The following is a 15,306-nucleotide window of genomic DNA, read 5'->3' on the forward strand; positions in this document are numbered from 1 at the left end:
TTTTTATTGAAGCCCTATAGGCGTATTGGTTGATACTCCTGAATAAGCAGGTGACGATGATGCAGAAACTGAACCATTGAAGGTTCCCCAGTCTTTCACTAGTGATTTTTCAAAAACATTCAGCGTAAGTGTCCATGTTCCGTTTTGGGAAGAAACGGTTCCGGCACCCTTAAAAGCTAAATTAATGGCATGGTAATTTTTACCTCCACTCGCAACCTGAGTAATTTCTGTGGCATAAGAACCATATGATTTGGGATTTGTTGTCGTGTTTGCTGCCGACACCGCTCCTGTAAAAACAGCACCTGTAATTGCTACTACATATTTATTAACATCCAATCCTGTATTGAGATTCACAACTTCATCTTGTCTTACATTGGTCAATACAACATTATACATATTTACAGGGGCTACATTACGGAGCGAGATATCCAGCAGCTTCACTTTACCTACCGGTGAAGTATCTTTAGAACGAGTAAGGAGAAGATAATTTCCGCTTGCCTTCGTGTTTTCAGTATCAATTAAATAGGACTCTACCAATGTTTCTCCTTCAACATCAAGAGTTCCTTTAGGTGTTTTAGTATTAATTCCTACTTGAGCGTTTATGCTTAAAGCAGCAAAACCCGTAAAGAGTATCGCAATAATTTTTTTCATATTGTATTTTATTGAATTAATGGAGCTGCTGCAGCACCTGTAGTTGAACTATTAAGATTTTGGGTAGAATTAAAATCTTTGGCATATGATCTGTCAAATACCAATAAATTCAGTGTCCAGACCCCCGTCGGGAAAGAGTTATCGGGAGCAAATCCTTGATAATCTGCTTTAAGTTTCCATGTTCCTCCGGATGAATACGCAAAGATCTGAGGCATTGGAGTAACCCAGTCCGCAGTAAAAGTTCTTGTAGGCTGTGTAAACCCAAAAGATGAGATAACCACTAGAAATTTAGTAGAATTAATCATTGTATCAAACTGATTTACCCAATCTTTATCAGAAGGATCACAGGTGATTTTGAACTGAATAAGGTTAATGGGTGCCGGTGAATTGGGTACAAAAGAATCATTGTACGCTGTAATTTTGTTTTCTGGAGAAGGAGATTTGATAATGAAAGTGTAATTCTCATCCGCATTCAGTTTTTCCATCGGCTGCTTGAAAACAACTCCGGATGTCTTCATTGTACCGTTTACAGTAAGTTCCTTCTCTGGTGTCGCAGTGTTGATACCAACTTGAGCACTAATGAGCATAGATGTTCCCATCAAAATGATCATCGAAATAATTTTTGTCATTGGTTTATGTGTTTATATAAGCTTGTGTTTTGAATAGCTAATCCAGATTTTTATGCTTTTAGTTAAAAAAACATAAAATATTCATACACTTATAAATAATGTATAAATAAAAAACATAAAATTTATGGATTTGTTAATTCCTTGTTGGCAAGAAGTATGCCATCTAAAAGTGAGTTAAGTAAAAGAAAAAAGCTTTGAAGTAAAAAAACATAAGTAATCCCCAAAAGGGGAAAATTATTATAAAGCAAACTACGCGATAGAAGTAATTAACAGCAGAATATATATTAAACCGTTAAAAAAATAATCATCAGAAAGTTTATATACATTTAATATATATACTATATAGACAAAATCGAAATTCATTTTTAATATCTAAGCAAAATTTTACAGTAGTAAGACTTTACCTATTGAAAAATTTAAAGCTAAAATCTATTTTCATGGATTGCTTCATACGCTCACCTTATCATTTATAATTAATTAGTAACTCATGTATAAAAGTAAAAAAGACCGCTTAATAGCAGTCTTTTATATTTTTATATAAGTAATTATTATACTTTTTCTACTTGCATATAGCTAAGTTCCATTGGAGTTTTTCTACCAAAGATCAATACAGAAACTTCAATTTTCTTTTTGTCTTCAAGAATTTTCTCAACTGTACCATTGAATCCGTTGAAAGGTCCATCGATTACTTTAACGTTTTCACCTACTACATAAGGAATTTCAATATCGCTTGCAAATTCTGAAAGTTCATCCATTCTTCCAAGCATTCTGTTTACCTCTGATTTTCTCATTGGAACAGGATCTCCTCCTTTTGTTAAACTTAAGAAAGAAATAACCCCAGGAATATTCTTGATAGCGTGAGGAATCTCTCCCATCAGATCAGCTTCAATCATCAAGTATCCAGGATAGTAAGGTTTCTCTTTAGGAACTTTTTTACCGTTTCTAATTTGGATTACCTTTTCCATAGGAATAACCACTTGAGTAACGTACTGCTCAAACCCTAGACGTTTGATTTCTGTCTCAATATAGTTTTTCACTTTATTTTCCTGTCCGCTGATTGCTTTCAGCACATACCATTTCAATTCGCTCATTATGGGAAAATACTTAATTATTAATTGAACAAGTTGATTAGCATTCCTATTATGTTGCTGACTGCTTTTGAAAACAATTCATCAACTCCAAAGGTAAATAATGCCAGAATCACTGTCGCAATAGTCACCACGATTGTAGAAGACTGAAGGTCAGCCCATTTTGGCCATTCAACCTTATGTCTGAATTCGTTATAAGAACCTTTTAAAAAATCGACAAATGAACTCATAATTTATATTTGCACGGGCACAAGGATTCGAACCCTGATCAACGGTTTTGGAGACCGGTATCCTACCATTGGACGATGCCCGTAGATTAAAAGCTCCGTAAAGAAATTCCTTACGGAAGCTTTTTATATTTTTAAGATGATTAGTCTAGGATTTCAGTAACCTGACCTGAACCAACTGTTCTACCTCCTTCTCTGATTGCAAATCTAAGACCTACGTTAAGAGCGATTGGTTGTAACAATTCTACAGTGATCTCTAAGTTATCACCAGGCATTACCATTTCTACACCTTCTGGTAAGAAGATCTCACCTGTAACGTCAGTAGTTCTTACATAGAACTGAGGACGGTACTTGTTGTGGAATGGAGTGTGACGTCCACCTTCTTCCTTAGAAAGGATATAAACAGAAGCTTTGAATTTTTTGTGTGGCTTAACTGAATCTTTCTTAGCGATAACCATACCTCTTTTGATGTCAGTTTTTTCAATACCTCTCAACAATAGACCTACGTTATCTCCAGCTTCACCTCTATCTAGGATCTTTCTGAACATCTCAACTCCTGTAATAGTAGAAGTTAATTTCTCATCACCCATACCTACGATATCAACTGGATCACCAGTGTTGATAACACCAGCCTCGATTCTACCAGTTGCTACAGTACCTCTACCTGTAATAGAGAATACATCTTCAATAGGCATCAAGAATGGCTTATCCATATCTCTTGTTGGTTGCTCGATCCAATTATCAACAGCATCCATTAATTCTTCTACACTTTTGAACCATTTATCTTCTGTGTTAACAGGAGATGAAGTAGCTGCAGTAAGTGCACCTAGTGCAGAACCTTGAATTACTGGAGAGTTATCTCCGTCAAAATCATAAGTAGACAATAAGTCTCTAAGTTCCATTTCAACAAGCTCTAATAATTCAGCATCGTCTACCATGTCAACTTTGTTCATGAAAACAACAATTCTAGGTACGTTTACCTGACGGCAAAGTAAGATATGTTCTCTTGTTTGAGGCATTGGTCCATCAGTTGCAGCACATACTACGATAGCTCCATCCATCTGAGCAGCACCAGTTACCATGTTCTTAACATAGTCGGCGTGACCTGGACAGTCAACGTGAGCATAGTGTCTATTTTCAGTTTCGTACTCAATGTGAGCAGTATTGATAGTGATACCTCTTTCTTTTTCTTCTGGAGCAGAGTCAATAGCAGAGAAATCTTTTTTCTCAGCAAGACCTTTGCTAGCTAACACAGCACTAATTGCTGCAGTAAGTGTTGTTTTACCATGGTCAACGTGACCAATAGTACCAATGTTCAAGTGTGGTTTGTTACGATTAAACGTTTCCTTTGCCATGATTTAAATTATTTATTTATTGTTTTTCAAATTTTCAGTGTGCAAATATAATGAATTTTTAAATACCAAAAACTTTTTATTAAAAAAACTTTCAATATTCTCATCCACTGAAGGACAAACCTTACATTTCCACGTATTGAGAATGCAAATTTACACAAATTTCTTAATTGAAAAAAATCCTTAGAAACGTTTTATTAAAAATATAAACTATCTTACTAATTATGAATACAATATACAGGTGAAAAATCCTAAAAATAAGTCTGTCCGTAAATCCATTTGTATTTTTTTCTCGTACATACAAAAACAACTAAAATTAATATTATGAGAAAACTATTACACATCTACTTCGCCCTGTTTGCCATTGCAACTTTGTTTTCGTGTGACAATTCGGATGAAAACTATATGTCGGAAAATCCCCCTCAGGGTCCGGATCTTATGGTATACGGAATAACAGCAATGAATGAGCTTGTTTATTTTAATTCCAATAATCCAAAGACTTTCGCTTCAAAAACTGCTGTAACAGGTATTACATCAGGAGAAAAATTGTTAAGTATAGATTTCAGACCTGCAACAGGAGAACTATATGCATTATCTAATGCCAGTAAATTATACATCATCAATACTTCCAATGCTTCAGCAAGAGCCGTAAGCTCAACAGCATTTGCTCCTTTGATTTCGGGTGCCATAGCTTCTATTGATTTCAATCCTACCGTTGACAGAATTCGCCTGGTGAGTAATACCGGGCAAAACCTGCGTTTGCATCCGGAAACCGGAGCTGTTGCCGCTACTGACATTAGTATTAACGGAACGGGAAATCCTTCAATAACAGGATTAGCCTATACAAACAGTAAAGCAGGTGCTACTACAACTGTTTTATATGATATTGATCCGGCTTTAGGAAAGTTATATAAACAAGATCCTCCCAACAATGGAACTTTAGTGGAAGTGGGAAGTTTGGGGACCTCTTTTACCGGGCAGGCTGCTTTTGATATTAAATTTGATAACAGTACTGCTCTATTGGCTCTCAGTGATAAATTGCATGTTCTGGATCTGAATAATGGAAAAACAACTTATGTAGGTTCTCTTCAGCAGGCAGTCATTGATCTTGCTATCCCCACAGAGCCGGTAGCCTATGCCATTGACAATTCCAATAATCTCCAAATTTTCAATCCAAACAGTCCGATGCCTGTTTCCAAGACGGTGGCAGGGTTACAAAGTGGCGAGAATATTTTAGGGATAGATTTCCGTCCTGCAAACGGACAATTGTATGCATTAGGAAGTTCAAGCAGAATTTACACCATCAATTTGGGTACAGGTGCCGCTACTGCTGTGGGTACTACTCCTTTTGCTACTTTACTTTCCGGAACAGATTTCGGCTTCGATTTCAATCCTACTGTGGATAGAATAAGGGTAGTGAGCAATACTGGGCAGAATCTTCGCTTAAATCCTAACGACGGAACAATTGCCGCTGTAGATCTTGCATTAAATCCTGGAAGTCCTATGATAAGCGCTGCAGCGTATACTAATAATTTTGCAGGAAGCACCGCTACTACTCTATTTGTCATTGATCATAATACGGATAAATTATACCAGCAGAACCCTCCTAATAATGGAACTTTAGTAGAGACGGGTTCTTTAGGAATTAACATTACAAGTGCTAATGGGTTTGATATTGGAAGCATGAGCCAAAAAGCTTATTTAATGGCGTCGGTAGGTTCATCTACAAAAATTTACTCCATCAATACAACAACAGGAGCTGCAACTTCAGTTTCCGATTATCCGAATGCTGTAAAAGCTTTTACAGTGGGATTAGGATTTTAAACTTCGACTCATCCTATTTTTATTTCAATAAATGCAGAAGCGCGGAAAACAAAGTTTTCCGCGCTTCTTACTAATATAAATGAAAGATAATTTAAATTTGACTGAGCTTCTTCGTCCTGTTGAATATCCAGAAGATAATCGGAAAAATAAGCAGTGTAAGAACTGTTGCCGTAATAAGTCCTCCAATAATTACAATAGCCAGAGGCTTTTGAGATTCCGATCCAATACCTGTAGATAAAGCTGCCGGCATCAATCCGATAGACGCCATAAGTGCTGTCATAATTACGGGTCTGGTTCTGGATTTCACTCCGTTTAATATTGCTGAGTCTATATCCATACCGTCTTTAACGTTCTGATGGAACTCCGTGATAAGGATGACACCGTTCTGGATACAAATTCCCAAAAGGGCAATCATTCCTACTCCGGCAGAGATTCCAAAATTGATTCCCGTAACATGTAGTGCAATAATACCACCGATTAAAGCAAAAGGTACGTTGGCCAATACCAAAAGGGAATCCTTCATATTTCCAAACAGAATAAACAGCAGGAAGAAAATCATCAGAATGCTCACTGGTACCACCTGCGTAAGCCTGTGCGATGCCCGTTGCTGGTTTTCAAACTGACCGGTCCATCCTACAGAATAACCATCAGGTAGTTCAATAGCATCCACTTTTTTCTGGGCATCGGCAATAGTACTTCCTAAATCTCTATCACGAATGGAGAATTTAACTCCAATATATCTTTTGATATTATCTCTATAAATAAATGCCGCACCGTTATCTTTAACGATAGTACTGATTTCTTTTAAAGGAATCTTTGCTCCATCCTGTGTAGGAACCATCAAAGCTGCAATGTCATTTTCATTGGTTCTGTATTCCTGGGAATATCGTAGACGGATTGGAAACTTTCTTTCGCCATCGAACATTTCTGAAGCGGTTTTTCCTCCAAAAGCCATTTCCAATACAGCTTGTGCATCCGCCGGCATTACTCCATAAGCAGCCATTTTATCTCTGTCCAATACAACACTTACTTCCGGCTGTCCGATATTTTTAATAATTCCCGGATCTTTTACCCCTTGTACATCTTTAATTTTTAGTACCACTTCGTTGGCTAATTTATCCAGGGTTTCCAGGTTATCACCATAAATTTTGATTCCGTTTTCGGCTTTAAAACCTGCTACGGCTTCTGCTACGTTATCGGAGATCGGCTGGGAATAGTTGAATGTAATTCCCTGATAACTTCTGAGCTTTTTATCAATTTCATTAATCAATTCATCGTAGGTGATCTTACGTTTCCATTCTTCTCTTGGCTTAAGATTAACCGCAAACTGTACAAATCCGAATCCATTGGGATCTGTTCCATCGTTACTTCTCCCCGTCTGTGCAAGAACATCTGTGACTTCCGAGAAGCTCATTATGTCTTTCTTTAAAAGATCTGCTGTTTTCAATGATTCTTTCAATGAAGAACTCATAGGCATCTCAGCAGTGATCCAAAGCGAACCTTCGTTAAGTTGCGGCAAGAATTCTGTTCCTAAAAACTTACCGGAAAACAAAGTGACTGCCAGAAAAGAGATCGCAACGATCATACTCGTTTTTTTATGCTTAAATGTTAAATTAAAGCCTTTCAAAACGATGCTGTCCCAAAAATTAACAAACGGATTATTTTTTTCTCTTACATTTTTATTTAAAAGGAGATGAGAAAGAACAGGAACCAATGTTAATGTAAATATCAATGCTCCTATCAATGCAAATCCCAACGTAAACGCTAAAGGTGAGAACATTTTCCCTTCCACTTTCTGGAATGAGAAGATGGGAATAAGAGAGGTAATGATAATCAATTTTGAAAAGAAGATTGCTTTTCCTAATCCTGTTCCGGTCTGCTTGATCCAGCCTCCCTTTGCGAGTTTATTAAATTTCTCCATGCCATACCGTTTGGCTTTATGATCCAGCATTACGAAGAGTCCTTCTACCATGACGACGGCTCCGTCAATGATAATCCCAAAGTCTACTGCTCCTAATGAAAGCAGGTTGGCACTCATCCCGGCCAGTTTTAAACATAAAAATGCAAATAGCAAGGATAGAGGGATAATGATGGAAACAATTAATGTTGTTCTCCAGTCGGCCATAAAGATCAAAACAATTACCGTTACCAGTACAATTCCTTCAATAAGATTATGCATTACAGTATGAGTCGTAAAATCCATCAGATTATCGCGGTCATAGAACGTAACCATTTTCACATCTTTTGGAAGAACTTTTTCGTTGAGCTCTTTAATCTTAGCTTTCACTCCCACCAAAACTTCTCTCGGATTTTCTCCTTTTCTCATGACCACGATTCCTTCTACCGTATCATCGTGATTATTAAGAGCCGCCTGCCCTACTCTAGGCATAGAACTTTCATGAACTTCTGCCACATTTTTTACCAAAACCGGATTTCCACTATCATTTTGAATGGTAATATTTCCGATGTCGGCAATCGATTTTACCAAACCTATTCCTCTTACGACATAGGCCTGGCCATTTTTCTCAATAACATCGCCCCCTACATTCAGATTACTCTTGGTAACGGCATCATATACCTGAAGCGGTGTCAGGTTGTATTTATCTAATGCCCGTGGATCGATACTCAATTCGAACACTTTATCCTGTCCTCCGAAAACGTTAATATCTGCTACGCCAGGCACTCCTCTTAAAGCACGGTCGATCACCCAATTTTGCAGCGTAAGCAGACTACGGGAATCCTTTGTTTTACTTTCCAGCGTATATCTGAAAATCTCACCGGTTGGCCCGTAGGGTGGCTGTACTTCCGGGTCTACCTCATCAGGAAGGCTAATGGTTCTTAACTGGTTATTGACCTGATTTCTGGCAAAAGTATCGTCCACCCCATCATCAAACAGAATTTTAACAATGGAAAGTCCAAACATCGTGGTACTTCTCACACTTGTTTTCTTCTGAACCGGGCTCATCGCCAATTCAATGGGGGTAGTAACAAAACGTTCTACTTCTTCTGCACTACGTCCATTCCACTGGGTAATGATTACAATCTGGGTATTGGTAACATCCGGAAAAGCTTCAATAGGCATATTTTTGAAACTTATAAACCCGGAGATCGCTAAAATCGCCACCCAGATAAAGGTAAATGCTTTATTTTTTAATGAAAAAGCGATTATATTTTTTATGAATTTATTCATGATAGATAAATTGATGACCTAAAAAAGCCGTTGAAAGAAAATACAATATTCTTAATGGTTTAATAAGACTAGCTGTTCAGTGAACGGTATATCAGCAGCTGATTGTTGGTAATCACTTCTTCTCCTTCTTTCAGTCCATCTGCAACATAGGTAACATCTCCTACCTGCTTTAATACTTTAATTTCTCTGATTTTCACATCTGTTCTGGATTTGAAAATAACGACAAAGCTTTTATTGTCATCAAAAATGACAGCCTTCGATGGTAAAGTAAGCATCGTACTGCTTTCTAAGCTGGATACTTTTATCGTAGCTTTACTATCCGGAATCAGAAGTCCATTAGCATTGTCCAGCACCACTCTTGCCTGCATGGCATTGGTCTGTGGATCAATAATCTTGAATATTTTATCAATTTTTCCGTCAAAAAATTTATCCGGATAAGAAAGAGTAGATACCTGCGCTTTCATTCCAAGGCTGATCTTATCAATATCAGATTCATTGACGTTCATGATGGCCCATACATTAGTTGTATTGGCAACGTCAAAAATATTATCACTTCTGTCACTTCTCAGCTGCATATCTTTATTGATACTTTTCTGAACAATATAACCGCTGATAGGGGCTACTACACTGTATATATTTCCGCTTTTTACATTATAAACCGTACTTATTGCTGCTGTTCTCTGCATTTGGTCTTCGGCTTTTTGCAATTGGCTTTTAGCTTCCAGGACATCTCTTTCTGTATTAAGTTTTCCTTCATACAATTCTTTGGCAACACGAAGGTTATTTTTAGCCACTACCATATCGGTTTTAGCATCACTTACATCTTTTTGAATTTCTGCAAGCTCAGTGCTTCGGATTGTTGCCAGCACCTGCCCTTTTTTCACATAATCTCCCAGCTCTACATTTACGCTCATCACGTTTCCTCCTACCAATGGATAAACATCTATATAACTATTTTTATCTGCAGAGATCTTTCCATAAAAGCTATACTGATCTTCTATATTCTTCTTTTCAACTTTTGCCAGAGAAATAGAACTCAGCATGGTATTGCTAAGCTCAAATCCTTTTTTGGCCTGATTGGGTTTTTCTTCCTCTTTTTTTGAACATGCCAATAATGAGAGGGCTATCAATACGGGGATAATATATGTTTTCATGATTTTAATAGAAGATTTTCGTTTGTACTAATTGATTAAGCTGTTCTGCCGACTGCATGATTTCATTTTTCATATCATAGATCTGAAGGGCTGTTTCCCTATAGCTGTCCATGAAGTCTGTAAATTCTATCAGGTTGACATTTCCTTTTCTGAAATTGGTCAGCATTCCATTGTATACAAGATCCATATTCTGCAGATCTGTCGTTTTAATATCCAGAAGCTGATCATACTGGGTCTTCCAGGTTTTATAGGCAGACTGAATTTTGGTTTGTAGCGTGAGTTTCTGGAAATCTGCATTTTTCTGGTTCTGCTGAATAGCATAATTTGCTTTTTCCACATTCCCTTGATTGGATTTCCATAAAGGCAAAGGAATTCCCAGAGTCAGGTTCGCTTCATTATTAAATGTTCCTCCTGCCTGATCCCATGCAGCTCCTACTGTAATATCAGGTACATTCAATGATTTCTGCCATTGTGCATATAGCTTGCTGTTATCAATAAGTTTCAGATTATATCGGTAATCTGCATTATTTTCGAGTGCCTTACTTTTAAGCTCTTCTTCATCACCGAAGGGTTGTGCCGCCAATGCTTCTTTAGCTTCAGTCTCAGACATTGTGGGCTCTATATCTTCTGAAGTTCCCGTTAACACTTTTAAATTCTGTTCAAAATCAAGAATGTTTTTATTGATCTCCAGTTTATCATGATTCAATTGGATCACAATACTCTGAAGTCTGACAGCATCTTTAAGAGAAACATTTCCTTTTGCCGACTGTACACGATAGGCATTTAAGAGGTCATTCATATACCCTAGCTGCTTATTGGTGTTCTCAAGTTTTAGTTTTTCGTAATAAAGATTAAAATACGCAGAACGAAGCTGAGATCTTAAATCGGCAAGCAATTGGGAAAACTGAAGCTGCGCCAATTCTTTATTGGATTTGGCAAAAGCAATTTCATTTTTCTTTTTCCCACCCATATAGATCAACTGTGTAATTCCTGCTCCTTTTGAATGTCCTATATCAAAAACCTTTTTGTCCTGAGGGTTGTAAGCATTAAACTGCCCGCTCAATTGGGGCAATTCCCAGATTTTAGCTTGCAGAATATCTGCATCAGCCATATTGATGTTGTATTGTTCGGCGAGCAGTTGTAAGTTGTTCTTCTGAAAAGCTTCTTCGCAGTCCAAAAGAGACATCTGCTGTTGTGCCGCCATGAATGAGGAAATGGTGAGGCACAGCACTGCAATTCTGTTCATTATTTTTCTTTTTAAAATACAAAATTGCTTTGAAGTGATTAAAAGAAACTTAAATGACGCTTAAAAAAATATTAAAATAGGCTTGAATAGCGCATTTACAAGAAATCTGAAAAAATAAAAAAAGTATTTTATTCTCTTATTGTTGAATTTTTAATTAAAAATTCAATCTGTAGTTTAACAAAAAGCAACTGTTTTTTAAGACAATTGCTTTTATACTTATTTTTTAAAAAATAATGTGAATGTATTAATGTAATCTTCAGGAGAAGAGTATATAATATCAGCATCGTGATATTCCAGAATTCTTTTAACGATTCTAAGGCCCAAGCCTGATCCTGATATATTTTGAGCATTATTTCCTCTAGTGAAAGCTTCAAACAGTTTCATCTGCTCTCCTTCAGAAATCGTATTTCCGTGAGAAATAACTTCTATAGAAAGATTATCGTTTGTTTCGGTAATCAAGACATTCACTTCTGTATTGTCTGAATATACCGCTGCATTTTTGAACAGATTAATAAAGACAATCACCAGCAGCGACTGGATCCCTTTTATGGTCAGAAAAGCATTTTCAGAACTATCTTCATTAATCAGGAAATCCATCTTAAGTTGCGGATAACTTTTCTCGACTGCTTCAAAGGCTTCAAAAATGACTTCATCAATCCTTACTTCTTCATAGATACTCTGAATATTTTCTTTATCAAATTTCGTAAGCAGCAAAAGAGAATTCGTCAGATCCGATAACTGGTATACATCCCGCTGAATCTGCTGCAACGCTGATAAGGTTTCTGGAGAATGTTCCTCAAATTTAATAAGGTTTTCCAACTGAAATGCCATTCTTGTAATGGGTGTCCTGATCTCGTGTGAAGCACTTGCTGTAAAATCCTTTTGTGACTGAAATACATCATCTAATCTTCCGATCATCGTATTAAAAGATTTTGCAAGGACACTCACTTCATCATTCGACTGCTGAACAGGAATCTGTGTTGTTAGTTTATGAGCAGTAACTTCAGAAATTTCTTTATTCAGGTCTTCCAGCGGACGAAGGAATTTTTCAACAAAATAATAACTAAAAAAACCAATAAGCATTGTGCTCATCACATACGCTGTGATCAAAAGATATTTAAGATACCCCAGCTTTGATTTTCCATTAGTATCAAAAGCACTGGTAAGAATATAATAGTTTTCACCATTGATATTTCTAAGTGCAGCATAGATCTCCGGAATTGTTTTCTCTGTATAAATAATCTTCTTTCTATCCAGCTCTTTAAGCATCGCACTGTCCCAAGTGACATTCCTGTCCTTGATTGTACTATAGATCAGTTCCTTTTTTTCATTGAAAATTAAAATCTTTTCATTCAGAAGGATATTATCTGAATTTTCATTGAAAAAAACCGGAGCTTCTTCTTCAAAGTCTTTGGATTTTGAAATGAAATGGGAAGTAAATTCAAGTCTCTGCCTGAATCTTTCTTTAAACTCATCTCTTCTAAAATCATTAAAAGATAAATAAATGACCGCCATCACCATTCCAAAGAGTAATGAAAAGGCGATACTGATCGTTAAAGCTATCTTTCTTTTTAAAGACATTTATAATGGGCTTAAATAATATCCGAAACCGGAACGGGTATGAATTAATTTTACTTTGAAATCTTTATCAATCTTTTTCCTTAAGAAATTGATATAAACTTCCACTGTGTTGGTATTTGTATTAAAATTGTGCTCCCATACATGTTCTGTGATCTGCTGTTTGGAAACCGTTCTCCCTTGTGCTTCCGCAAGATAGACCAGCAGTTGAAATTCTTTCAACGTGAGTGTTATTTCATTTCCACCTCGATAGATCTTTTGCTCAGTTTTATTGATGATGAGATCATCTATCCTCAGAATATCCTGATCCGAATTATCAGAGGGTGCTTTTCGCCTCAACAAAGAATTTATTCTTAAAAGAAGTTCTTCAAACTGAAAAGGTTTTACCAGATAATCATCAGCCAGCCTGTTAAAGGCATCTTTTTTGTCAGAGATATCTCCATAAGCAGAGATGATAATAATGGGTGTATTCTTGTCGAAAGAACGAATCGTCTGGCATACATCAAGTCCATTCATTTTGGGAACATTGATATCCAATAAATACAGATCATACGTATTGTTTTTTATCTGACGGAGAAAGGTCTCTCCATCATATATTTTATCACAGGTAAAATTATTGGATTCTAAAAATCTGCAAAGCTCTGCAGAAAGAATGAGATCGTCTTCTAACAAAAGAATATTCATCAAGATTTATTTTACACGAATTTAACGAAAATTTTTATGTTTTTAGAAGGAAATAAGTATCAGCCAAATTTTAAGGTTTATCTTTTATTAAGAAAATAGTATCCTGATTGAGTTACTTTTTTCTACAATAGTCATCAATAGGCTTTACCGCAATGTCAACAATGTTATCATCAAAAGAAGAATCAATCATTTTTCGAGCTTCTGTTCTTATTTTTTTCAAAGATGAAGTGTTGCAAGAATTTGGCTTTACTTTTTTAAGCTCAATTAATAAAAGTGGTGTCAAACTATCCAAAACCGGCCGAACCTTCGTTGCCAAATCAGGAGCAGGATCGAAAGGAGCTTCATTTTGAGCTTCCCACTTTTTATGTAATTGTCTTTGCTTTACTTTTCCGGCTTCAAATTGTGCCTGAAAAAAATTATGTGCAAATTGCTTGTCAATATTCAATTTTCCAGCCTTTCCCTCTACACTATCCAAAATAATTTTCTCACGTACAGGATCATCAATTGGAGCTTTTGTATTCCATTTGCTTTTCGCAACCAGAGGGGCAACCTGAAGTCTTTTGTTTACTAACTTTAAGAGAACTTCTTCTTCGCATTTATCAAGAGAATGATCCTGAACTGAACAAGAAAAAATATTTAATAAAGTTCCTATTAATAATATGTAATATATGATCTTCATTATTTTAAAATTCAAGTATTTACAAGAACAATTGCCCATTTTAAATTTTCAAACACAAATTGATATTTATGATTAAAAATAAAAAAAAATATTACAACTAAAAGCTGTAATATTTTTTAGACTAAAGAGAGCCAACTACGGGACTTGAACCCGTGACCTCTTCCTTACCAAGGAAGCACTCTACCGCTGAGCTAAGTCGGCATTAACTAAAAAAATCACACTAAGTAGCGTGATTTTTATTGAGCGGAAGACGGGGGTCGAACCCGCGACATTCAGCTTGGAAGGCTGACGCTCTACCAACTGAGCTACTTCCGCAATTTTGTTTCCAAAACTATTGGTAAACGCTGTGCAAAACTAAGAAAACTTCTTTGATTTTGCAAGTTTTTTTTATAATATAAAAAGTGGGGAGAGCAGGATTCGAACCTGCGAAGCCGAAGCAACTGAGTTACAGTCAGTCCCATTTAGCCACTCTGGAATCTCCCCAAATATGTTATATTAAAATTGAGCCTCCAGAGGGATTCGAACCCACGACCCCGAGATTACAAATCACGTGCTCTGGCCAACTGAGCTATGGAGGCATTTTAATAAAAGACTGAAAGTGATAGAGAGACTCTACTCTACACGTTTCAGTGTTAAAAAAAACCACTTTAAAAGGGTGATTTTTTTGAGCGGAAGACGGGGGTCGAACCCGCGACATTCAGCTTGGAAGGCTGACGCTCTACCAACTGAGCTACTTCCGCAATTTTGTTTCCAAAACTATTGGTAAACGCTGTGCAAAACTAAGAAAACTTATTTAATCTTGCAAGTTTTTTTTATAAAAATATAAAGTGGGGAGAGCAGGATTCGAACCTGCGAAGCCGAAGCAACTGAGTTACAGTCAGTCCCATTTAGCCACTCTGGAATCTCCCCAAATATGTTATATTAAAATGAGCCTCCAGAGGGATTCGAACCCACGACCCCGAGATTACAAATCACGTGCTCTGGCCAACTGAGCTATGGAGGCA

At 36.7% G+C, this 15,306-nt stretch carries 12 protein-coding genes and 8 tRNA genes; 1 reads left to right on the forward strand and 19 read right to left on the reverse strand.

What is annotated here, in order from left to right:
* Positions 1-3 precede the first annotated feature (3 nt).
* From AC07UM_RS09110 to tuf, 6 genes are all read right to left on the reverse strand, one after another.
* Complete coding sequence (locus AC07UM_RS09110; RefSeq protein ID WP_494682166.1) at positions 4-651, reverse strand: hypothetical protein; 648 nt, start codon at positions 649-651, stop codon at positions 4-6.
* 8 nt (positions 652-659) lie between these two features.
* Entirely contained in the window at positions 660-1,280 is a 621-nt protein-coding gene (locus AC07UM_RS09115) for a hypothetical protein (RefSeq protein WP_494682167.1), read from the reverse strand.
* Between the two features lie 548 nt (positions 1,281-1,828).
* Entirely contained in the window at positions 1,829-2,371 is a 543-nt protein-coding gene (gene nusG, locus AC07UM_RS09120) for a transcription termination/antitermination protein NusG (protein WP_494682168.1), read from the reverse strand.
* A gap of 20 nt (positions 2,372-2,391) precedes the next feature.
* Positions 2,392-2,598, reverse strand: a complete 207-nt coding sequence (gene secE, locus AC07UM_RS09125; RefSeq protein WP_103233340.1) for a preprotein translocase subunit SecE — start codon at positions 2,596-2,598, stop codon at positions 2,392-2,394.
* 12 nt (positions 2,599-2,610) lie between these two features.
* Positions 2,611-2,681, reverse strand: a tRNA-Trp gene (locus AC07UM_RS09130).
* A 57-nt stretch (positions 2,682-2,738) separates the two neighbouring features.
* Positions 2,739-3,950 (reverse strand): elongation factor Tu, encoded by a 1,212-nt coding sequence (tuf, locus tag AC07UM_RS09135; RefSeq protein WP_103233339.1) that lies wholly within the window; start codon positions 3,948-3,950, stop codon positions 2,739-2,741.
* A 321-nt stretch (positions 3,951-4,271) separates the two neighbouring features.
* Here tuf and AC07UM_RS09140 point away from each other — a divergent pair, with 321 nt between their 5' ends.
* Positions 4,272-5,771 (forward strand): DUF4394 domain-containing protein, encoded by a 1,500-nt coding sequence (locus tag AC07UM_RS09140; RefSeq protein ID WP_494682169.1) that lies wholly within the window; start codon positions 4,272-4,274, stop codon positions 5,769-5,771.
* Positions 5,772-5,862: 91 nt separating this feature from the next.
* Here AC07UM_RS09140 and AC07UM_RS09145 read toward each other — a convergent pair whose 3' ends face one another.
* From AC07UM_RS09145 to AC07UM_RS09205, 13 genes are all read right to left on the reverse strand, one after another.
* Complete coding sequence (locus tag AC07UM_RS09145; protein ID WP_494682170.1) at positions 5,863-8,961, reverse strand: efflux RND transporter permease subunit; 3,099 nt, start codon at positions 8,959-8,961, stop codon at positions 5,863-5,865.
* A gap of 68 nt (positions 8,962-9,029) precedes the next feature.
* Positions 9,030-10,115: an efflux RND transporter periplasmic adaptor subunit gene (locus AC07UM_RS09150; protein WP_124534768.1), complete on the reverse strand. Its 1,086-nt coding sequence runs from the start codon at positions 10,113-10,115 to the stop codon at positions 9,030-9,032.
* Positions 10,116-10,119: 4 nt separating this feature from the next.
* Positions 10,120-11,361: a TolC family protein gene (locus AC07UM_RS09155; RefSeq protein ID WP_494682171.1), complete on the reverse strand. Its 1,242-nt coding sequence runs from the start codon at positions 11,359-11,361 to the stop codon at positions 10,120-10,122.
* Between the two features lie 216 nt (positions 11,362-11,577).
* On the reverse strand, positions 11,578-12,942 hold the full coding sequence (locus AC07UM_RS09160; RefSeq protein ID WP_494682172.1) for a sensor histidine kinase: 1,365 nt from the start codon (positions 12,940-12,942) through the stop codon (positions 11,578-11,580).
* Positions 12,943-13,623: a response regulator transcription factor gene (locus AC07UM_RS09165; RefSeq protein ID WP_494682173.1), complete on the reverse strand. Its 681-nt coding sequence runs from the start codon at positions 13,621-13,623 to the stop codon at positions 12,943-12,945.
* A gap of 112 nt (positions 13,624-13,735) precedes the next feature.
* Complete coding sequence (gene aroQ, locus AC07UM_RS09170) at positions 13,736-14,302, reverse strand: gamma subclass chorismate mutase AroQ (protein ID WP_494682174.1); 567 nt, start codon at positions 14,300-14,302, stop codon at positions 13,736-13,738.
* Between the two features lie 129 nt (positions 14,303-14,431).
* Positions 14,432-14,503, reverse strand: a tRNA-Thr gene (locus tag AC07UM_RS09175).
* A 41-nt stretch (positions 14,504-14,544) separates the two neighbouring features.
* Positions 14,545-14,617, reverse strand: a tRNA-Gly gene (locus AC07UM_RS09180).
* Positions 14,618-14,704: 87 nt separating this feature from the next.
* Positions 14,705-14,785, reverse strand: a tRNA-Tyr gene (locus tag AC07UM_RS09185).
* Positions 14,786-14,806: 21 nt separating this feature from the next.
* Positions 14,807-14,880 (reverse strand) — tRNA-Thr (locus tag AC07UM_RS09190).
* An 89-nt stretch (positions 14,881-14,969) separates the two neighbouring features.
* Positions 14,970-15,042, reverse strand: a tRNA-Gly gene (locus AC07UM_RS09195).
* 88 nt (positions 15,043-15,130) lie between these two features.
* Positions 15,131-15,211: transfer RNA gene (locus AC07UM_RS09200), tRNA-Tyr, on the reverse strand.
* A gap of 20 nt (positions 15,212-15,231) precedes the next feature.
* A tRNA-Thr gene (locus AC07UM_RS09205) sits at positions 15,232-15,305 on the reverse strand.
* Position 15,306: the final 1 nt, after the last annotated feature.

Source organism: Chryseobacterium sp. GW821-FHT04C04 (assembly GCF_059420365.1).